This is a genomic window from Psychrilyobacter piezotolerans (assembly GCF_003391055.1).
Classification (GTDB): domain Bacteria; phylum Fusobacteriota; class Fusobacteriia; order Fusobacteriales; family Fusobacteriaceae; genus Psychrilyobacter; species Psychrilyobacter piezotolerans.
Window position 1 is genome coordinate 45,842 of sequence record NZ_QUAJ01000007.1, and the last position, 19,616, is coordinate 65,457.

Annotated in this window: 18 protein-coding genes; 7 read left to right on the forward strand and 11 right to left on the reverse strand. The window is 33.0% G+C overall.

The window, feature by feature from the left end:
• Positions 1 to 3: 3 nt before the first annotated feature.
• The 6 genes from pyrF to DYH56_RS05440 all read right to left on the reverse strand — a co-directional run bounded on the left by pyrF (position 4) and on the right by DYH56_RS05440 (position 3,400).
• A complete protein-coding gene (gene pyrF / locus DYH56_RS05420; RefSeq protein WP_114641850.1) occupies positions 4 to 732 on the reverse strand; it encodes an orotidine-5'-phosphate decarboxylase in 729 nt (242 codons plus the stop codon).
• Positions 716 to 1,684, reverse strand: a complete 969-nt coding sequence (locus tag DYH56_RS05425; RefSeq protein WP_114641851.1) for a dihydroorotate dehydrogenase — start codon at positions 1,682 to 1,684, stop codon at positions 716 to 718. Before DYH56_RS05425 ends, pyrF begins: the two co-directional genes overlap by 17 nt.
• Positions 1,684 to 2,475, reverse strand: a complete 792-nt coding sequence (locus DYH56_RS05430) for a dihydroorotate dehydrogenase electron transfer subunit (RefSeq protein WP_114641852.1) — start codon at positions 2,473 to 2,475, stop codon at positions 1,684 to 1,686. The genes DYH56_RS05425 and DYH56_RS05430 overlap by 1 nt, the downstream gene beginning before the upstream one ends.
• 59 nt (positions 2,476 to 2,534) lie before the next feature.
• Positions 2,535 to 2,678, reverse strand: coding sequence for a hypothetical protein (locus tag DYH56_RS15915; RefSeq protein WP_158539063.1), 144 nt, complete (start codon positions 2,676 to 2,678; stop codon positions 2,535 to 2,537).
• Positions 2,679 to 2,746: 68 nt separating this feature from the next.
• Positions 2,747 to 2,998, reverse strand: a complete 252-nt coding sequence (locus DYH56_RS05435; protein ID WP_114641853.1) for an Rdx family protein — start codon at positions 2,996 to 2,998, stop codon at positions 2,747 to 2,749.
• A gap of 24 nt (positions 2,999 to 3,022) precedes the next feature.
• Positions 3,023 to 3,400, reverse strand: coding sequence for a desulfoferrodoxin (locus DYH56_RS05440; RefSeq protein ID WP_114641854.1), 378 nt, complete (start codon positions 3,398 to 3,400; stop codon positions 3,023 to 3,025).
• A 184-nt stretch (positions 3,401 to 3,584) separates the two neighbouring features.
• On the opposite strand from DYH56_RS05440, the gene DYH56_RS05445 reads away from it, so the two are divergent.
• From DYH56_RS05445 to DYH56_RS05455, 4 genes are all read left to right on the forward strand, one after another.
• Positions 3,585 to 4,070 (forward strand): YchJ family protein, encoded by a 486-nt coding sequence (locus tag DYH56_RS05445; protein ID WP_114641855.1) that lies wholly within the window; start codon positions 3,585 to 3,587, stop codon positions 4,068 to 4,070.
• 119 nt (positions 4,071 to 4,189) lie between these two features.
• Positions 4,190 to 4,663, forward strand: coding sequence for a free L-methionine (R)-S-oxide reductase MsrC (locus DYH56_RS05450; protein ID WP_114641856.1), 474 nt, complete (start codon positions 4,190 to 4,192; stop codon positions 4,661 to 4,663).
• Between the two features lie 46 nt (positions 4,664 to 4,709).
• A complete protein-coding gene (locus tag DYH56_RS15920) occupies positions 4,710 to 4,859 on the forward strand; it encodes a hypothetical protein (RefSeq protein WP_158539064.1) in 150 nt (49 codons plus the stop codon).
• A gap of 10 nt (positions 4,860 to 4,869) precedes the next feature.
• Positions 4,870 to 6,972 (forward strand): HD domain-containing phosphohydrolase, encoded by a 2,103-nt coding sequence (locus DYH56_RS05455; RefSeq protein WP_114641857.1) that lies wholly within the window; start codon positions 4,870 to 4,872, stop codon positions 6,970 to 6,972.
• A gap of 146 nt (positions 6,973 to 7,118) precedes the next feature.
• Here the strand turns inward: DYH56_RS05455 and DYH56_RS05460 are convergent, their stop codons facing one another.
• Positions 7,119 to 8,102, reverse strand: a complete 984-nt coding sequence (locus DYH56_RS05460) for a DUF8173 domain-containing protein (RefSeq protein ID WP_114641858.1) — start codon at positions 8,100 to 8,102, stop codon at positions 7,119 to 7,121.
• Between the two features lie 370 nt (positions 8,103 to 8,472).
• Here DYH56_RS05460 and carA point away from each other — a divergent pair, with 370 nt between their 5' ends.
• From carA to pyrB, 3 genes are all read left to right on the forward strand, one after another.
• Positions 8,473 to 9,534, forward strand: coding sequence for a glutamine-hydrolyzing carbamoyl-phosphate synthase small subunit (carA, locus tag DYH56_RS05465; protein WP_114641859.1), 1,062 nt, complete (start codon positions 8,473 to 8,475; stop codon positions 9,532 to 9,534).
• Positions 9,535 to 9,652: 118 nt separating this feature from the next.
• Positions 9,653 to 12,859 carry a carbamoyl-phosphate synthase large subunit gene (carB, locus tag DYH56_RS05470; RefSeq protein WP_114641860.1) on the forward strand — a complete coding sequence of 1,069 codons (3,207 nt, stop codon included), beginning with the start codon at positions 9,653 to 9,655 and terminating at the stop codon, positions 12,857 to 12,859.
• Positions 12,860 to 13,006: 147 nt separating this feature from the next.
• Positions 13,007 to 14,029, forward strand: a complete 1,023-nt coding sequence (pyrB, locus tag DYH56_RS05475; RefSeq protein WP_199532977.1) for an aspartate carbamoyltransferase — start codon at positions 13,007 to 13,009, stop codon at positions 14,027 to 14,029.
• Between the two features lie 47 nt (positions 14,030 to 14,076).
• Here pyrB and DYH56_RS05480 read toward each other — a convergent pair whose 3' ends face one another.
• From DYH56_RS05480 to lon, 4 genes are all read right to left on the reverse strand, one after another.
• Entirely contained in the window at positions 14,077 to 15,582 is a 1,506-nt protein-coding gene (locus tag DYH56_RS05480; protein WP_114641861.1) for a sensor domain-containing diguanylate cyclase, read from the reverse strand.
• Between the two features lie 127 nt (positions 15,583 to 15,709).
• Positions 15,710 to 16,531: an NAD(P)H-hydrate dehydratase gene (locus DYH56_RS05485; protein WP_114641862.1), complete on the reverse strand. Its 822-nt coding sequence runs from the start codon at positions 16,529 to 16,531 to the stop codon at positions 15,710 to 15,712.
• 78 nt (positions 16,532 to 16,609) lie between these two features.
• Positions 16,610 to 16,771 (reverse strand): hypothetical protein, encoded by a 162-nt coding sequence (locus tag DYH56_RS15925; RefSeq protein WP_158539065.1) that lies wholly within the window; start codon positions 16,769 to 16,771, stop codon positions 16,610 to 16,612.
• A 292-nt stretch (positions 16,772 to 17,063) separates the two neighbouring features.
• The gene (lon, locus tag DYH56_RS05490; protein ID WP_114641863.1) at positions 17,064 to 19,433 is read right to left on the reverse strand and encodes an endopeptidase La; all 2,370 of its coding nucleotides are present in this window, start codon (positions 19,431 to 19,433) and stop codon (positions 17,064 to 17,066) included.
• Positions 19,434 to 19,616 lie beyond the last annotated feature (183 nt).

Consider the following 19,616-nt stretch of genomic DNA (forward strand, 5'->3'; position numbering starts at 1 on the left):
TGATTAACTGTTAATTATTTTTAACCCTGCCTCTATTTCTTCTAAAATTAATTTAGCTGCATGGACAGGATTTTCTGATTTAGTTATTGGTCTGCCTACCACCAAGAAATCAGCCCCATTTTCAACAGCTATTTTAGGAGTCATGATTCTCTTTTGGTCATTTGAAGCTGCCCATAATGGTCTTACTCCCGGGCAGATTGTGTAGAAGTTTTCTCCACAAAGTTCCTTTATTTTCTTGGCTTCCAATGGGGAACACACTACTCCGTGTAATCCTGATTCCTTAGTTTCTATTGCCCAGTGATTGGCTAATCCACTGATGTTTAAATCACTTTTAAAGTGGGCTGCCGCCTCTTCCTCTGTGAATGATGTCAATACAGTCACTGCTATTGCTATTGAATCGGAGCTATTTTCTTTTAACATATCTGCAACTGATCTCATCATTGTAGGCCCCCCGCCTGCATGGACATTAAACATAAATACCTCTTGCTTATTTGCAAACATCGATGCCATAGTTGTTGTGTTTGGAATATCATGAAATTTCAGATCTAAAAATACTTTTTTATCTATACTATGCAGGTAATCTACCGCTTCTCCACGAGTGTTTAAAAATAATTCTAATCCTACCTTATATGTAGATACGGCATCTCCAATTTCATTTACTATATCTTTTACCTCATCTAATGTTTTATAATCTAATGCTACTATCAACCTGTCTTTAGCTTTTAATTTCATAATTCCCTCCTAATCTATTCCTGTAAGCTGCTCCTCCATCGGGATGAGCTGCTCCTACAATCTCACTGATATTATCTATATTATTTTCTTTACAGTATTTTTCCAGTCCTTTTTTTATCTCTATTGGCAATGTCGGGTTAGCAAACATTCCTGTCCCTAAAGATATAGCACTGGCTCCTACCATAATAAATTCTATTGCATCCTCTGTAGAAGATATTCCTCCCATTCCAAGGATCGGGATTGAAACTGCCTGGGACACCTGGTATATCATTCTCAGTGCAACTGGTTTTACAGCAGGGCCGGATAATCCGCCCATTATATTTCCTAAAACCGGTTTTCTTTTTCTTATATCCACTGCCATTCCTAATAGAGTATTGATAAGGGCTACACCATCTGCTCCCTCTTCCTCTACTATTTTTGCGATCTCCACTATATTGGTAACATTTGGTGATAATTTTACAATCATAGGTTTAGTTAAAACTTTTCTTACTTCACGGGTTACTAACCTTGCCATCTCTGGATTAGCTCCAAAGGCCATCCCTCCATCCTTTACATTGGGGCAGGATATATTAAGTTCTACTATCTCTATCTCTTCTATCTGTTCAACCTCTCTGGCTATCTCTATATATTCCTCTAGGATCTTTCCATTTATATTTGCCACCAGGGGAATATGAAGTTCTTTTTTTATAGATGGTATTATCTTTTTAAATTCTTCAATCCCCGGATTTTCTAATCCCACTGAATTTAGCATTCCAGATGGTGTCTCGGCGATCCTGGTACCGGAATTCCCGTTTCTAGGCTCCATAGTAATTCCCTTTAATACAGCAGCGCCTAATTCATTGGGGTTAAAATAATCTTTATATTCCAATCCGTATCCAAAACACCCCGATGCTGTCATTATAGGATTATTTAACTTTTTTCCTAAAAAATTTATATTTAATCTATTGCTCATTATTTACATCCTCCATTTGGATCTATCACATCTAAATCCACTATATCTGTACTTTCAAATACCGGCCCATCATAACAAACTTTTTTCATACCTTTTTTTGTCAGTATAGAGCACCCTACACAGGCTTTTATCCCGCAAGCCATTCTCTCTTCTAAAGATATTTGACACCTTATATTATTCTCCTGTGCTACTTTTGCTACTGCCTCCATCATAGGGTGGGGTCCGCAGGTATAAATTATGTCTATATTTTGATCTTTTAATATTTTCATTAGCAGATCTACAGTATTTCCTTTTATCCCCACGCTGCCGTCATCAGTGGCTACCTCTATCTTTATATTTTCAAAATTAAATTTTTCTATGATTTTTACAGCTCCGGCATTTCTTCCTCCACCTATAAACGTCACCTTGTTGTTATCTTTCAAATTTTTAATGAGGTACTTGATGGGAGCCATTCCCATTCCCCCGCCGATTACTACTATATTTTTCCCCTCAAGATCTGTATCGTATCCATTTCCTAATGGCCCTTGGATATTTATAGTTTCGCCTATGGGTAATTTGGTGAATTCTTCAGTCCCCTTTCCCAGAGACTCATAGTAAAATTCCAAAATATTACCGTCTACATTGTGTAAACTTATCGGCCTCCTTAAAACTCTTGAACGGTCTTGACACTGGAGCATGAAAAATTGTCCTGGTTTAGAATGTTCAGGTATTTTATCCCCTTCTACCCTCATTAAATAGTAGTTATCTGCTATTTGTATATTTTCTATGATCTTAACATCCTCTAAAAACATATATTCCTCCTAAGATACCCTAATATTGATTTAAAAAAAAAGGAATAAAAACTAAAATATTAGTTTTTATTCCCACTATTATAAATATAAAAATTAAAAATTGAATTGACTGCTCCAAATATAACATAGGGAACATCAGTTAGAAAAATAAGAAATTTATCTATGAAATTTATAAAATTATTGTTTGTCGTTAAAAATTTCATCTTATCCTCCCTGTCTTTTTTTATCTTTTAAAGATATTATCACACTAATAAAAGACTGTCAAGGAGTTTTATTTTTTATCTCTTATTTTTTCATCCAAGGTACGCAATAATTCTTCCGTTATTGGAAACCTGTCTTCCGACCTCTTTGAAAATATAAGCAGATCTTCAAATTTAATTTCAAAGGCTCCTCCGGAAGAAGGAATAAGATTGAATGAACTTACATCATTTTTATACAACCTCACAAATGTTTCCATAAGAGTAAGTGCTCTTTTTTCATACCCGCACGATATACAAAATTCTATAGATAAAACTGGTTTCATTTTTCTCCTCCTTATTTCTTTTATTTATTTTTTCCAGTGTCCATGCAGGTTACAATAAGCTCTAGCCTCTGCTTTTTCCCCGTAACACGCTTTAAAAGTAACTTTTGGTGTGTCTCCTGGTTTTAAAAATTGAGTAGATACACAGCCATCCACTATTAATTCTATCCATTCGATATAATGATCTTCTGTCATCGGGTGAAGAGTCGATCCTATCTGAACCTCATAACCATCACTTAATTTAATAACTTTTGGTATATGCTTTTCCACAGCGGCATCCCTTGTGTTTTCTACTTGTAAAACCATCTCTTTTCCACAACAGCTTAATGCTCCAGCTCCTGTATGCATTACCTCTACGATATTATTGCAGATTTCGCATTTATAAACCTCTAATTTCTTAGTCATTTTTCCCCCCTGAATTTTTTGTCCTTTTTTCTAGTATACCCTATTTTCATCTTTTTTCTAATTAAATTTTAATTTTTTTTTTAACATTTATACTCTATGGTCTATCTATAGGAACTCTTAGGAAATTTACTCTACATATGGTATAATTATAAGCAATTATGCATAATATTTAGGAGGAAAACAAATGAAAAATTGCCCTTGTGGAAAAGAATTAAGTTATGAAGAATGTTGTAAGCCATATATATTAGGTGAAAAGACCCCAGTTACTGCTGAAGATATGATGAGATCTAGATATACAGCCTATGTTGTAGGAGAGGTAGATTATGTCTATAATACACATAATCCTAAAACACGTGGAACTCTTAGTAAAGAAGAGATCAAACACTGGTCTGAATCTACAGAATGGAATAAGTTAGAGATCATTGAAACTGTAGATGGAGGAGCAGATGATTCTGAAGGTATTGTTGAATTTAAAGGTTACTATTCAGAAGAGGGAGAAACATTGTTTCACCATGAAAGATCTGTATTTAAAAAGATAGATGGAGAATGGATGTATGATTCAGCCTTATCTACACAAAAGACAATAAAAAAAGAAGTTAAAATTGGTAGAAATGATCCATGTCCATGTGGATCAGGTAAGAAATATAAAAAATGTTGTGGAAAAAACTAAAGACTGAAAAAGAGAGAATTTTCTCTCTTTTTTTTAATAAAAATCTATTATTTTATCTAGAGAATGATAATAAATATGATATACTCAATTAAAATAAAAATTAAGGAGTTGTAGGCATTATGAATAAGAATATTGTTAAAAGTTATACCTATCTTTTAAACTTAGCTAAGAATTTAACTGAAAATGAAGACGACTTTATTGCCAACTGTGCCAACATCTCCTCCCTTATCTTCAATAATATTGAGGATTTAAATTGGGCCGGATTTTACCTGTGGAAAAATGAAAAATTGATTTTAGGACCCTTTCAGGGCCAGACTGCTACCACTAAGATAGAGCTGGGAAAAGGAGTCTGCGGGAGTTCCGCCAGAGATAAAATTACATATGTAGTTCCTGATGTGCATAAATTCCCGGGTCATATAGCCTGTGACTTAGCATCTAATTCAGAGATTGTAATTCCCATAATAAAAGAGAATAAATTAATTGGAGTTTTAGACATAGACAGTCCAAAATTGAATAGATTTTCCGAGGAAGATAAAATTAATTTAGAAAAACTGGTTACGATTTTAATAACTAACAGTATAATTTCAGCTTAAATTTATAGTATAATAAACTAGATAAAAAAATTTTTAGGAGGAATATATGAAATATTATTATTTTGATGAAGAAGTAAAAAAAGGTATTTATAGGTGCATCTTATGCGGTTTAGATTTAAAGATGGAGGAAGGAGAAATTTTGGATCTCTGTCCCGTATGTTCAGGCTCTAAATATGAAAAAATAGAAGATAAATAGGAGGATACAAATGAAAAAATATATAATGTTTCTTATTATATTTTTTTTAGGCACCAACCTTTATTCACAACCTGATATTGACATATCCCAAGTTTCTCTTTCAGAAAAAGAAAGAACTTTTTTAAAGAAAATAGGAGACAAAAAAATAGATGTATTCATAGAAAACTCCGATAATTTTTTATTTTTTTATGATCTTGAAAAAAATCAAAGGGGTTTATACCCCAAGATCATCCAAGACATGAATTATATTTTTGATCTTAATTTAAATATAATTCCCAAAGAAATTTTTGAACTGTCCCGGCTCAAGGAAAAAGGGGAAGGAACAATAATTTTTGATATGCTCGAAAAAAATGATCTTCATAATCATTATGTTTTTTCTAAACCCATCTATAATTTTAATACAGCAGTTATGGGACAGCAAGATATAAAAAAAATCTCAGATTTAAAAGATAAAAAAATTATTTTTTTAAAGGGGGATAAATTATACGATGATTTCATGGTTAAATACGGGTATCTGAACATAACTCCTGTCTTTGCCAAAAACAGAAAACAGGTATTTGAAAATTTAAATGCCGATGAATCTTTATTGTATATAGGTGAAGTAGAAAAAAATAGTAATTTTATTGACTTAAATAATACTGTTAAACTCAATTTTTTATTGACTGAGATTAACTCCAGTCTGAAATTTGCCGTAAAAAAAGAATACAGCCCTTTGAAAGATATTTTTAATAAGCTTATTAATTTATACAATGACAAGGAGAAATCACAACTTATAGAAATATACCTCCTGCAGTATAAAAAAAATAATATCTATTTTGATTCTGAGGAAAGAGAATTTTTAAGCCGTCTTTCAAAATTACAGTTGGTTCTTTTAAAAGATGATAATTATTTTCCTTATTATTCCAGAGACTCCAAAGGAAATTTAAAAGGACTTGCAATCGACTATATAAATTCTATAAAAAATATATTAAATAAAAATATAGATATAGAATATACGGTGAAGGAAGATAAAATTTATGAAGAATCCTATACTCATAAAGATTTTATCCTGCCCCTTTTAATTAAAACCCCTGAACGAGAAAAAAAATTCTTATTCCCGGCACCATACTACTCCTTTAATTTAAGTGTCTACAACCATAAATCAGCCGGATTTATCGATGACATTTCAGACCTGGAAAAGAGCACTATAGCAGTAATTAAGGGAGCATATTATTTCGGTTATTTAAAAAACAACCTGGATGATGCAACCTATATTTACACAAGATCCCTGGCTGAATCTGTTAAACTCCTGAGGGAAGGTAAAGTCGATTTCTTAGTAGGGGATATGAAAACTATTGAGAATCATCTTTTGGGTACCAAGATAAATGACATAAAAATTGCAGGAGTTACCGATAAAACATATGAGGTTTCCTTTGCTGTAAATAGAGACAATCCCCAGCTTTATAGTATTTTAAATAAAATATTTTCCAAGCTTCACATAGAAAATAAATTTTTGATGAAAAAATGGAATGCCGACTACGCAGTTTTTTCCGGTGATTATAAGGTTTCTATCTTTATATTAGTAATTTCCCTCGGTATACTGAGTATTACCCTTGGTTCCTATAGGAATGTTAAAAATAGAAAAATAGCCCTGCAAAAAATCACCCTATCCCTGGTTACTACTCTGGAAAATGCCAATTACTATAACGATGAAGACACCGGTAATCATATAAGAAGGGTAAATGAATATTCAAGATTAATTGCAGAAAAGCTCCGGTGTAATAAGAATTTTATTAAAGATATTGGTTATTATGCCTCCCTCCACGATATAGGAAAAATAGGTGTCCATGATGGAATCCTAAAGAAAAATGGGAAATTATCCGAAGAAGAATTTAAGTCTATGAAAGAACATGTGAAAATAGGATATAATCTTATAAAGGATGCTAATCTCCCTTCTATGGTAGAGAACATAACCCTTTATCATCATGAAAAATGGAATGGTATGGGTTATTTAGAAGGATTAAAGGGAGAGGAAATTCCTCTGGAAGCAAGAATAGCTGCTCTTTCCGATGTATATGATGCCCTGCGGCAAAAAAGATCCTATAAAGACGGATTTACCCATGAAAAATCATGAATATTATTCTAGAAGAAAGGGGAAAGCACTTTGACCCTGAAATTGTAGATGTTTTTATAAAATATAATGAAAAATTTAATTTGATTTTTGAATCCAATTGAACCCAAAATAAAAATAGGCTTGACCCAAAAGGATCAAGCCTATTTTTATTTGCAGATCATCTTATTTCCAAACCTGTCTATTATACTTCCTAAGCCAAGTAAAATTAAGAATAATTTTATCAGCCATCCTATAAAGGGTAAACTTATTAAAATTATTATTACAAAACTAGATAATAAAAGCTTGAGAAAGTTTATCTCATCAAAATATTTAGTTGCTATAATCAGATTTGCTATGGGAGTAGCCAGGAACAGTAAGATCATATAGAATAAGATCAGTAAGACCCCCACGGGAAATCCTAAAATTGTAATAAATAATAATACAGCAGCTACCGGGGTGAGGACTAAACCTGCAAATCCCTTGAATAAAATTAAACTTTTATTATTTAAATATCTATCCAGCCTTTCTTTCCCCAGGTCTTTTTTTAGTTTAAAAATTATATAGGTGAGTATAAACAAGTAAAATACTGAAAATAGTTTAAATGGAAGAAAAGTAAAGTGTCTCTCAAAGGTATAACTTTGCTCTGTCTTTTTTACAAGTTCTCCCATTACACGGCCTTCTATTACAGGCATTTTACCACTATAATAGATATCTCCTTTAACAACCGCTCCCTTGGATACCAGGAGGTTTCCATCTATCTCAATATCACCATTTATAACTGCCCCCTCTGAGACGACAGCGTTTTCAACAACCATTCTGACATCTCCGCCTACAGGGGCATTTATATATAAATTTTTAGCCATTATATTTAAATTATCTTCTACCATCCCATCTATTGCGACATATTTCCCTGCCAGGTAAAGTTCTTTTGACCTGCTTTTTATTGTAATTCTTTCACCAGCAATAATTACACGCTTAGAGGAATTTCTGTCTATAAGTATTTCTCTGCCTGCTACAACTAAATCTCCCTCATCCCCATCATTTACAACTATATTTTCTCCAATTGCAAATTTTCCAAAAATATTTTCCGACTCTGAAAAACTGAAAACTGAAATTAAAGTTATGAACAATAAAACACATAATTTCTTCATCCTTACCTCCCCGCTCTATTTTTTATTTATGTTAAATTTTTTTAAGCTATATATAATACTACACCAATATTAGGGAGAATTCAAAAATAAATATTGACACATTCAATTATTTTTGATATTCTGATATAAGAAAATTTTAGGAGGCGTTAGATTTGAAAAATAATAGATTACTAGTAATACCAATTAAATTCAATAATCTGTTTCAATTTAACAAATTTTTATTTTTGAAAGATGTTCCCTATATAACATATGGAGCTGTATCTTTGTTTTTAAATTTTAATAATAATTTTATTCTAAAGAATAATGACTAATCTATTTTAGTTATTGTTCTTTTTTTTTAGCATAAACTTATGAGAACCTAGGAGGCGTTATGAAGGCAAAACTGATATTAGAAAACGGAATGGTATTTGAAGGAAAAGCTTTTGGATACATAGAGGAAGCTGTAGGAGAGTTAGTGTTTAATACATCTATGACAGGATATCAAGAAGTCCTTACTGATCCATCTTACTATGGACAAATAGTTGTAATGACTTACCCAATGATAGGAAACTACGGTCTTAACCTGGATGACTTGGAAAGTAATGGTGCAAAGGTAAGAGGATTTGTAATAAAAGAACCTGCTAAACTGCCGAATAACTTTAGATGTGAGATGACCCTGGATGGTTATCTAAAACAACATAAGATCATGGGATTTAAAGGTATCGATACAAGACATTTAACTAAGATCATAAGAGATAACGGATCTATGAAAGCTATCATCACCGTAGATGAGCTTACACAAAAAGAAATAAAAAATACAATGAATGATTTTTCAAATATAGACGCAGTAAGTATAGTAAGTACAAAAGAGATCTATGAAGCTCCCTGTGGTGCAGAAAAAGTAAATAAAAAAATCGGAATGATTGATTTTGGAATAAAACAAAATATCATCAGATCTTTTCATAAAAGAAACTGTGACTTGACTATATTCCCATGGAATACAACTGCTGAGGAGATCTTATCCTATGATCTGGATGGTGTCTTTTTATCTAATGGACCAGGAGATCCCGCTGATCTAACAGGTGTAATAGATGAGATCAAAAAAATGATTGGAAAAACTCCTATAATCGGAATATGTTTAGGACACCAACTTCTGGCTTGGGCATTGGGAGGGTCGACGAACAAGTTAAAGTTTGGTCACAGGGGAGCTAACCACCCGGTAAAAGATTTGGAAAAAAATAAGATATTTATCACATCTCAAAACCATGGGTATGTGGTAGACAAAATGCCGGAAGGTGTGGAGATCACTCAAATAAACTTAAACGACAACTCTGTAGAGGGAATGAAAGACTATAAGAATAAGATAGCATCGGTACAGTATCATCCAGAAGCAGCACCTGGACCGGAAGATTCTCAGTATGTATTTGATGATTTCATCAAAATGCTGGGATAGGCATTTCCCATTGACATCGTAGAGCTTCAAAGCTCCTACGTTGGTTTCTTTAACCAAGAGAAACCATAAAAAAGAAGAGTCTTCTCTTTGGTAAATTTTTTTAAAGTGAGGTAATTGAATGTTAGATAAAAATATAAAGAAAACCCTTGTAATAGGATCGGGACCAATTGTAATAGGACAGGCTGCTGAATTTGACTATTCTGGAACACAGGCTTGTGAGGCATTGAAAGAAGAGGGGATAGAAGTAGTATTAATAAACTCTAACCCCGCAACTATAATGACAGATAAAAGTGTAGCCGATAGAATATATATAGAACCCATTACATTGGAGTTTGTAACTAAGGTAATCATAAAGGAAAAACCTGATTCAATCCTGGTAGGAATGGGTGGACAAACTGCTCTTAACATGGCAGTGGAATTGGAAGACAGCGGAATATTAGCAGAACACAATATCAAGGTATTGGGTACAAGTATCGATTCTATAAAAAGGGGAGAGGACAGAGACCTGTTTAGAGATGCAATGAATAAGATAGGGGAACCTACTATAGAGAGTATGATAGTTGAGAGCCTGGAAGATGGATTGGAATTCGCTGCAAAAATAGGATACCCGTTGATTGTAAGACCTGCATATACATTGGGTGGTACTGGTGGAGGAATGGCAGCTAACCCTCAGGAGTTGGAAGACATCTTATTGAAGGGATTGGTATTATCCCGTGTAGGACAGGTTTTAGTTGAAAAATCTATCCTTGGATGGAAAGAAGTAGAATATGAGGTAATGAGAGATATCAATGGGAATAGAATTACAGTATGCAACATGGAAAATATCGACCCCGTTGGAATCCATACAGGAGACAGTATCGTAGTAGCTCCATCCCAGACATTATCTGATAAAGAATACCAAATGCTGAGAACATCTGCACTTAACATTATAGATGAGATCGGAATTGTAGGAGGGTGTAATGTACAGTTTGCTCTCAACCCTGATTCATTTGAATACGCAATTATAGAGATCAATCCCAGAGTATCAAGATCATCTGCACTAGCTTCTAAAGCTACTGGTTATCCCATTGCAAGGGTAGCGGCAAAATTATCACTGGGATACACTCTGGATGAAGTAAAAAATGAGGTTACAGGAAAAACATACGCTTGTTTTGAACCGGCACTGGACTATATAGTAGTAAAGATTCCAAAGTGGCCCTTTGATAAATTCGATAAAGCTGACAGAAAGTTAGGTACAAAGATGATGGCTACAGGGGAGATCATGGCTATTGGAAACAACTTTGAAGCTGCATTTTTAAAAGGTATAAGATCATTGGAGATCGGGCAGTACAGCTTAGAGCATAAAGCCTCTAAGATAAGATCTATGGAGGAACTAAAAAAGAGGGTAGTGAGTCCAGATGACGAAAGAATATTTGACCTGGCTGAGATGCTCAGACGTGGGTATACTAAGACTATGCTGCAGAAAATTACCGGAATGGATCCGTTCTTCATGGAAAAACTCCAATGGATAGTTAGACAGGAAGAAATTTTAAAGAAGACTAAATTATCTGATCTTACTCCTAAAAACCTTAGAAACTGGAAGAAAAAAGGATTCTCAGACAGAGCCATGGCAGAATTTATGGGATTAAATGAAGATGATATAGTAGCTAAAAGAAAAGAATTAAATGTTATGCCTGTATACAAGATGGTAGATACCTGCGCAGGAGAATTTGAAGCTTCTTCATCTTATTACTACTCAACTTATGATCTATATGATGAAGTAGAAATATCTGACAGAAGAAAGGTTATAGTAATTGGATCCGGGCCTATCAGGATCGGACAGGGAATTGAATTTGACTACTGTACAGTACACACAGTAAAAGCACTGCAAAGTCTAGATATAGAAACTATCATTATAAATAACAATCCTGAGACTGTCTCGACTGATTTCTCAACTGCTGATAAATTATACTTTGAACCATTGGTATTAGAAGATGTAATGAATATCATTGAAAAAGAGAACCCAGAGGGAGTTATCCTGCAATTTGGCGGACAGACTGCTATAAAATTGGCTAATGATTTAGCAGACTTAGGAATTAATATCATTGGTACTTCTGCTGATATGATAGATGCTGCCGAGGATAGAGAAAGATTTGAGGCTATCTTAGAAAAATTAGATATAAACAGACCAAAGGGAAGGGCTGTCTGGAATACTGAAGACGGTATAACAGAAGCTGAAAAAGTAAAATATCCGGTATTGGTAAGACCTTCATATGTATTGGGCGGACAAGGTATGGAGATCTGTTACTTAGAGGAAAACTTAAAAGGTTACTTAGAAGCTTCTTTCATTAGAGATCCTAAAAACCCGGTATTGGTAGATAAATACTTAAATGGTGTGGAGATCGAAGTAGATGCGATCTGTGACGGTGAAGATGTCCTTATTCCTGGGATCATGGAACATCTTGAGAGAGCAGGAATCCATTCTGGTGACTCCATTACAGTTTACCCACAACAAAATTTGTATGAGGGGACGGAAGAAGAGATTTTAGAAATCACCAGAAAATTAGCTAAAGAATTAAATATAATCGGAATGATGAATATACAGTTTATCGCCTATGAGAATAAGTTATATATCATAGAAGTAAATCCAAGATCATCTAGAACAGTTCCTTATATCTCCAAGGTAGCTGGTGTTCCAATGATCGAACTGGCAACAAAAGTAATGCTGGGGCAAAAATTATCCGATCTGCCATATGGTGTGGGAATATATAAAAAACCAAATCTGGTAGCAGTAAAAGTTCCGGTATTCTCTACAGAGAAGCTTGGTGGTGTGGAAGTATCATTAGGACCTGAGATGAAATCCACAGGAGAGGTCCTTGGAATAGGAAACAATATGGACGAGGCTATCTATAAGGGTCTTGTAGGAGGATACAGAATACACGAAATTAAAAATAAGAGAGTTTTAGCAACTATAAAGGGAAGCGATAAAGATGAATTCTTAAGTTTAGCTAAAAGACTTATAAACCAAGGGTGTACAATGATTGGAACCGGCGGAACTGCTGAATATTTAAATAATAATGGTGTACCATGTGAAACTGTAAATAAAATCAATGAAGCATCTCCTAATATAATCGATAAATTAAAAACTCAGCAAATTGATCTGCTTATCAATACTCCTACAAAAGCAAATGATGCCCAAAGGGATGGATTTAAGATAAGAAGAACAGCTATAGAATATGGTGTAGAAGTATTGACTTCACTGGATACACTGAATGCAGTATTAAATATCATGGAAAAAGATGTAAACACTAGAGACTTAGATATCTTTGATATCAGCAAGATCTAATAGACTCTGCTGTTGGATATTATTTCTGTAACAGGAATAAATAAAATTTAATAAAAAATTTGAAAGAGGTTGTATAATGACCTCTTTCATAATATCTAATTTTATGTTCCTTAAGAAAAATCATTAAAGGAAAGTAAGGAGGATAATTTGAAAGAAATACTATCATTAAATAATTTAACTATGAAAGACATCTTAAGCATTTTAGATAAGGCAGAAGAATTGGAAAATAACCCTAAACCTTGTGAGTTAGAAAATAAAATTTTATCCACTGTGTTTTTTGAGCCCTCTACCAGAACTAAGTTATCTTTTATCAGTGCCATGTATAGATTAGGAGGAAAGGTAATAGAATTAGATGGAGGAGGGAATAACTCCCTAAAAAAAGGGGAAACCATCTCCGATACCCTCACTATGATGGGCCTCTATACTGATATTATGGCAATCAGGAGTCCCCATGAGGGCACAGCCAAAAGAGCAAGTGAGATTTTGGATATACCTGTAATAAATGCAGGGGATGGAGCTAACCAGCATCCTACCCAGACTTTACTGGATCTATATACCATACAGAAGGAAAAAGGCAGGTTAGATAATTTGGAGATTGCCTTTGTAGGAGATCTCAAATATGGAAGGACTGTTCATTCATTGGCTAAGGCATTGGATAAATTTAGTGGGAATAAGATTTATTTTATAGCTCCTCCTGAGATGCAGATTCCATCTTATATCTTGGATTCCCTCTCTTTAGAATATGAAGTTTTAGAAGACTATGAAACTGTTATGAAAGATATGGATATCCTATATATGACCAGGATACAGGAAGAAAGATTTGATGATGCAGAAGATTTTAAAAAATGTGCAGGTAAATATCAAATAGATAAAGAGATTTTAAAAATATCCAAACCTGATTTAAAAATTCTTCATCCACTGCCCAGGGTAGGAGAGATCCATACAAATCTGGATTCTACTCCCAATGCGGTTTATTTTTCCCAGGCTAAAAATGGTGTTTTTGTCAGGCAGGCCATCATGAGTTTACTCATGAAAGATCATACTAAACCTGTATATGACGGAGTAGACAAAAGGTGTAAAAATCCTAAATGTATCTCACAGATAGAAGATTTAGGAGGAAAATGGATGGATCTCAAAGGTAAAAAAGTATGTTTTTACTGTGAAAAATAATTTATTTTCCTAAAAAAAGAGGTATTTTTATACCTCTTTTAATATTTTTAAACATATATTTTTTCAGGAAACTTTTTTTTATATCTTTTATTTTCATACATATTTATATCTGCAATGTTGACATATTCCTGTAAGGTTTTATTTCCACAACATTCTACTATTCCTACGCTGATGCTGTGTGTATATTCTTTTTTTGATTTTTTATTAAATTTTTCTATATTTTCTTCAATTTCATTAAATAATAGATTTACCTCTATTAAATTTAATCTATCAAATCCCAGAATAAATTCATCTCCTCCAAATCTCAAAAAAACATCTTCTGGTTCCAATTTTTCTTCTATAATTTTAACAACATTTTTAATTAATTTATCCCCCTCTTCATGAGAATACCTGTCATTTACATATTTTAAATCATTTATATCTACAAAAGCTATTGTAAAAATTTCATTATTATCTTGAGCTTTTTTAAAGTTTTTTTCCAATTTTCCCAATCCCGTATGCCTGTTTAAAATTCCGGTCATCACATCATAGGCAGCCAGGCTGTATAATTTTTCCTTCATAATCTCAATATCTTCCAATAAATTATTTATATTTTTTCCTAAATTACCAATTTCATCCCTGCCGTTAATCTTAAGGCGCTTCCCCAAATCCTGACATTCTATGATTTCTCTTACCGATTTATCCATCTTTCTCAATCTTTTCACTATAATATGTTCCATAAATATATAGATCGCAGATATCAATATTAGAAAATTAATAAACAGCACAATCATATACTTTTTCACATTTTTCTTCCCCAGGATCAATAGATCAGCATTCCTTTGATTATCAAAAATAACACTTTCCCTTGAGAGAGTTGAAATATACAGTTTATTATCTATTTTATTTTTACCTATATTGATCTGATATGGGATTTCTAACTTCTCAGAAATCCCTGCCATAACAAGCTGGATTCCTAATTTTTCTTCTAGAGCCATAACTCTGTTTTTATTTAAAAAATAACCCATTATTAAATTACCATTTGATTTTTTCACTTCCTGGCTGTCGGTTATCTTTAAATTAGAAAAAACAATAACTTCTTTATTCTCCCCAACCAGCATCCCTGTTTTACCTTTATAATCAGATATTTCTTTTGTTATCAGCTCAATTTTATTTTTAGGGATTTTATCCTCTGATAACTCATCATAACCCTGCTGGTATAAGATTTGCCCCTGGTCATCCTGAAAAATAATGAAATTTAAATTTAAATCGGATAATAACCCATTAAATATTCCATAGTCCAAGTTACTCTTTATAAATTTTTCCCTTTCTTTCACATCACCTTCTATAAATTCATAGGTATCATCCCACTTACTCCAGTCAGTATTTATTTTTTTTAAATCTTTATATATCCCTTGAAACTCCTTATCTACCAAATGATATACAGATTCTGATCTGATGATCTCTAGACTTTTATAATCTGTGTCTATTGATTTTTTTAAATAAACAAACATAAATATAAAAACCAGTACACTTGAAACGGTCACAACAGTTAAACTTTTTATCCTCAGCATGTTTTTCTCCCCTATAATAATTGATTATACTTACAGTATACTTGTAAATTAATTTAAATTACAAGGATAATTATCATATTTATGAAAAAATAATGAGAAAATACCATTTTTACTCAATTAACAACTCTTATCTTTGGAATTTTTTCATATATATAGGCAGGTATTCTATTATATCCCTTGCAGTAACACAAAACCTTTCTTTAGATAATTCATCCCCTATATAACCATGAATATAAGTCCCTGTACAGGCAGCTTCTAACACATCATATCCCTGTGCTATTAAGGAGGCAATTATCCCTGTAAGAGAATCTCCCATACCTCCATTTGCCATAGCAGGATTTCCACTTGTATTTATATATACTTCTTTCCCGTCAGTAATAAGAGTCCTGTGTCCTTTTAAAAGTAAAACCACATTATGAATATGGGCAAACTCTTTAACTATGTTTAATCTATCTTTTTTTATTTCTTCTATATCTAATCCGGTCAGTCTTGAAAACTCTCCTAAATGGGGAGTTAAAACCACTTTTTTACCTCTTAACAATTCCATATTTTTATGCAGGATATTTATTCCATCTGCATCTATTACCAGGGGGCAGGTGGAATTATCTAAAATATATTTTAAAATATCTAATGTTTTTTCCTGACCCATTCCCGGGCCAAAGGCTATTACTGCAGCATTTTTTAATAATTTATTTATTTTAGTTTTGTTTGAAAAAACACAGCTCATGGCCTCCAAAAGATTTGGTATTACCATATTTTCTATATTATCTTCTATGCAAAGAGTTACAAGACCTGCTCCTGACCTCACTGCTGAATTAGCTGTAATTACAGGTGCTCCTGTAAATCCCCGGCTTCCCCCTATTACTATCACATGCCCATAATCCCCTTTATATCCCTGAAGATCTCGTTTTTTTAAGACTATATCTTTTTTTTCTAATTTTTTTTCCATAATTCCTCCTCCCGTGGTGAACCGGATAATAAAAAAATAAAGAAACTCAAAGGCTCCCTTATTTTAAGAAACTATTTTTTAATCTTTTATCCTTATCCCTGTAGCACTGAGTACAGTTCCTATTACAGGTATTGAATATACATATTTAATCTCCACTTCATCTGTCAATTCCAGTCCATCAGAGACATATACATCCAGACCATCTGCATCATATTTTGTAAATCCATTTTCATCTTCCATCTCTTTTATTGCTTCAACCTGAAGTATCTGCTTTCCAGCACATCAGCCGCCTTTAACAACTTCAATAGAGATTTTTATAACATTAAGATTTTTTTTAGCCATATGTTTTTTTAACTTTTCATGGATTAATATCATCATCCAACCTCCATATATTTTAATAAATTATTTATAATTTTGTTTTAAAAAAATTATTATATTCAATTGTTATCGGACTTTAATTCTGTTTGATTATAGATCGTATTAATCAAAGATAAAAATCTAAAATTTATACGATCTATATTAAGGAATAATTTTAAAATACTACTTTTAAAACATCTTCAAAATAATCAGCATAATGTACTGTGATTCCTTCTTTTATATAATTAGGCAGTCTTTCAAAATCAGTTTTATTATCTTTTGGAAATAATAGTGTATCTACTCCTACCCGTCTTGCAGCTATTGTTTTTTCCCTTACTCCTCCAATAGGTAATATTTTTCCAGTCAGAGTGATCTCCCCAGTCATAGCTAAATTATTTTTAATTGGTTTATTTTTAGCCAGTGAATATAGAGCCAGTGCCATAGTTACTCCAGCAGAAGGTCCATCTTTTGGAGTAGCACCTTCAGGTACATGAAGATGGATACTATGTTTATCAAAGAAATCTTTTTTATCCTTATCACAGTCTTCTTTGCACATCAGAGATTTAACGTATGAATAGGCAATGATTGAAGACTCCTTCATTACTTCTCCCAATTGACCTGTTTGCTTAAACCCGCCTTGATGGCCTATAACTCGTGCCTCTATGTATAGAGTAACTCCTCCCATAGATGTCCAGGCCAGTCCCAGTGTAACTCCAGGTATATTTTTATTATACAGTTCTTCAGTAGTAAAAATTGGCTTACCTAAAAACTCTTCCATATTTTTCTTAGTCACATTTATCTTTTTATGTTCCCCCTCGGCAATCTTCAGAGTAGCTTTTCTCATAATCTTTTTAATATTTTTTTCTAATCCCCTTACCCCTGCTTCTCTGGCATATTTATCGATAATTTCCCTGAGAGTTGTATCTGATATTGATATTTCTTTTTTCGATAATCCATGATCTTCCATTTGATGCGGGATCAGATATTTCTTTGCTATCTCTTCTTTTTCTTCCAATATATATCCCGGCAGTTGAATTAATTCCATCCTGTCTAAGAGCGGTCTGGGGATAGTATCTAACTGATTGGCTGTAGTTATAAATAAAATTTTAGATAGATCAAATCTTACATCCAGATAGTGATCTAAAAATTCTACATTCTGCTCTGGATCCAATACCTCTAAGAGAGCTGATGCTGGATCCCCCTGGTAACTGTTTCCAATTTTATCTATCTCATCTAACATTATTATTGGATTTGCTGTCCCGACTTTTTTTATAGCCTGCAGTATCTTCCCTGGCATGGCACCGATATAGGTTCTTCTATGACCTTTTATCTCTGCTTCATCCTTCATCCCCCCTACAGAAAACCTGAAAAATTCCCGGTTTAATGCATTTGCAATTGATTTTCCAATGGAAGTTTTCCCCACTCCCGGAGGTCCTACTAAACAAAGGATAGCTCCACTTACATTTCCAGTTTTCATAATGGTACTAATAAATTCTAATATATTACTTTTAACATCCTGTAATCCATAGTGATCTTCATCCAGTTTTTTTCTCGATTTTTGTATATCTAAACTATCTTCTGAATAAACTCCCCACGGCAGCTCAGCTATGGCTAAAAGATAGGATCTCACTACATTGTGTTCCGGTGAATGGCTGTCCAATAATTTCAATTTTTCTATTTGTTCCTCCACAGTTTTTAACGCTTCTTCGCTTAGAGTTTTTCCTTCTAACATCTGTAATATTTTTTCGACTTCAGTCTCTTGATCATCTTTTTCCATTCCTAATTCTTTTTTTATCAACTTTAATTGTTCCCTTAAAAAATATTCTTTTTGCTGTTTACTTACTTTTTCCTCAATTTGTTTTTGGAGTTTTTGTTGGAGGTGCGATATCTCTAGTTCTTTTTTCAGCATAGTTAATATCAGTCTGCTCCTCTTAGCTAGTTCCCACTCCTCCAAAACTTCTTGTAAGTTTTTATTTTCAGTTTTTAACATGGAAGTAATCAGATCCATAAGTACACCTGGTTGTTCATAATTTACCTGGGTCATGAGTAACTTTAGTTCTTCCTGCAAGATTGGATTGACCTTAAAAATTTCTTTTAAAGATGACATAATTGCTAACATATATGCACGTATTTCATCATTTGGAGGTCCCTCCTCTCCTTCGTCATATTTTACATTCCAAACGAGATTAGGTTCTTTTCTTATCACTTTTACTAGTTCAAACCTATTCAATCCCTGAACTATTATCTGGATTGTATTGGCTGAAAGAGGTGTTATCTTATGAATTTTTACTACTGTTCCAATTTCATATAGCTCTGATTTAAAAATATCAAATTGATTTAATTCCTTTACAAAAACTAAACCTAATAATCTATTTTCTGTCTCCTCTACCTGCTTGATAGTTTTTAAAAAAACTTCCCCTGAAAAAGTTATAGGAATCATAATATTTGGAAATATTGGTCTTGTTAGCATTGGCAAAATTGTTAAGTTTTCTGGCAAGATATGTTCTACGTGAATTAATTGACTATTATTTTCTTGTGCATACATGGTCAACCCCCCTTATGAAATATTTTATTTTGAATAATAATTTATACCTTCTTTCCTCATATTTTCCTATTAAATTAATTAAAAAAATTTTTATTTAATCTGCCTTAGAATCTAAGGCAGACGAACTAATTCATTTATTCTTATTTTTCCTGGAGTATGTTTGTTTTACATCAATAAATATAG

Coding starts and splice junctions, on each gene's coding strand:
- pyrF (WP_114641850.1), bottom strand. CDS start 732: ATGAAATTAAAAGCTAAAGACAGGTTGATAGTAGCATTAGATTATAAA.
- DYH56_RS05425 (WP_114641851.1), bottom strand. CDS start 1,684: ATGAGCAATAGATTAAATATAAATTTTTTAGGAAAAAAGTTAAATAAT.
- DYH56_RS05430 (WP_114641852.1), bottom strand. CDS start 2,475: ATGTTTTTAGAGGATGTTAAGATCATAGAAAATATACAAATAGCAGAT.
- DYH56_RS15915 (WP_158539063.1), bottom strand. CDS start 2,678: ATGAAATTTTTAACGACAAACAATAATTTTATAAATTTCATAGATAAA.
- DYH56_RS05435 (WP_114641853.1), bottom strand. CDS start 2,998: ATGAAACCAGTTTTATCTATAGAATTTTGTATATCGTGCGGGTATGAA.
- DYH56_RS05440 (WP_114641854.1), bottom strand. CDS start 3,400: ATGACTAAGAAATTAGAGGTTTATAAATGCGAAATCTGCAATAATATC.
- DYH56_RS05445 (WP_114641855.1), top strand. CDS start 3,585: ATGAAAAATTGCCCTTGTGGAAAAGAATTAAGTTATGAAGAATGTTGT.
- DYH56_RS05450 (WP_114641856.1), top strand. CDS start 4,190: ATGAATAAGAATATTGTTAAAAGTTATACCTATCTTTTAAACTTAGCT.
- DYH56_RS15920 (WP_158539064.1), top strand. CDS start 4,710: ATGAAATATTATTATTTTGATGAAGAAGTAAAAAAAGGTATTTATAGG.
- DYH56_RS05455 (WP_114641857.1), top strand. CDS start 4,870: ATGAAAAAATATATAATGTTTCTTATTATATTTTTTTTAGGCACCAAC.
- DYH56_RS05460 (WP_114641858.1), bottom strand. CDS start 8,102: ATGAAGAAATTATGTGTTTTATTGTTCATAACTTTAATTTCAGTTTTC.
- carA (WP_114641859.1), top strand. CDS start 8,473: ATGAAGGCAAAACTGATATTAGAAAACGGAATGGTATTTGAAGGAAAA.
- carB (WP_114641860.1), top strand. CDS start 9,653: ATGTTAGATAAAAATATAAAGAAAACCCTTGTAATAGGATCGGGACCA.
- DYH56_RS05480 (WP_114641861.1), bottom strand. CDS start 15,582: ATGCTGAGGATAAAAAGTTTAACTGTTGTGACCGTTTCAAGTGTACTG.
- DYH56_RS05485 (WP_114641862.1), bottom strand. CDS start 16,531: ATGGAAAAAAAATTAGAAAAAAAAGATATAGTCTTAAAAAAACGAGAT.
- DYH56_RS15925 (WP_158539065.1), bottom strand. CDS start 16,771: ATGGAAGATGAAAATGGATTTACAAAATATGATGCAGATGGTCTGGAT.
- lon (WP_114641863.1), bottom strand. CDS start 19,433: ATGTATGCACAAGAAAATAATAGTCAATTAATTCACGTAGAACATATC.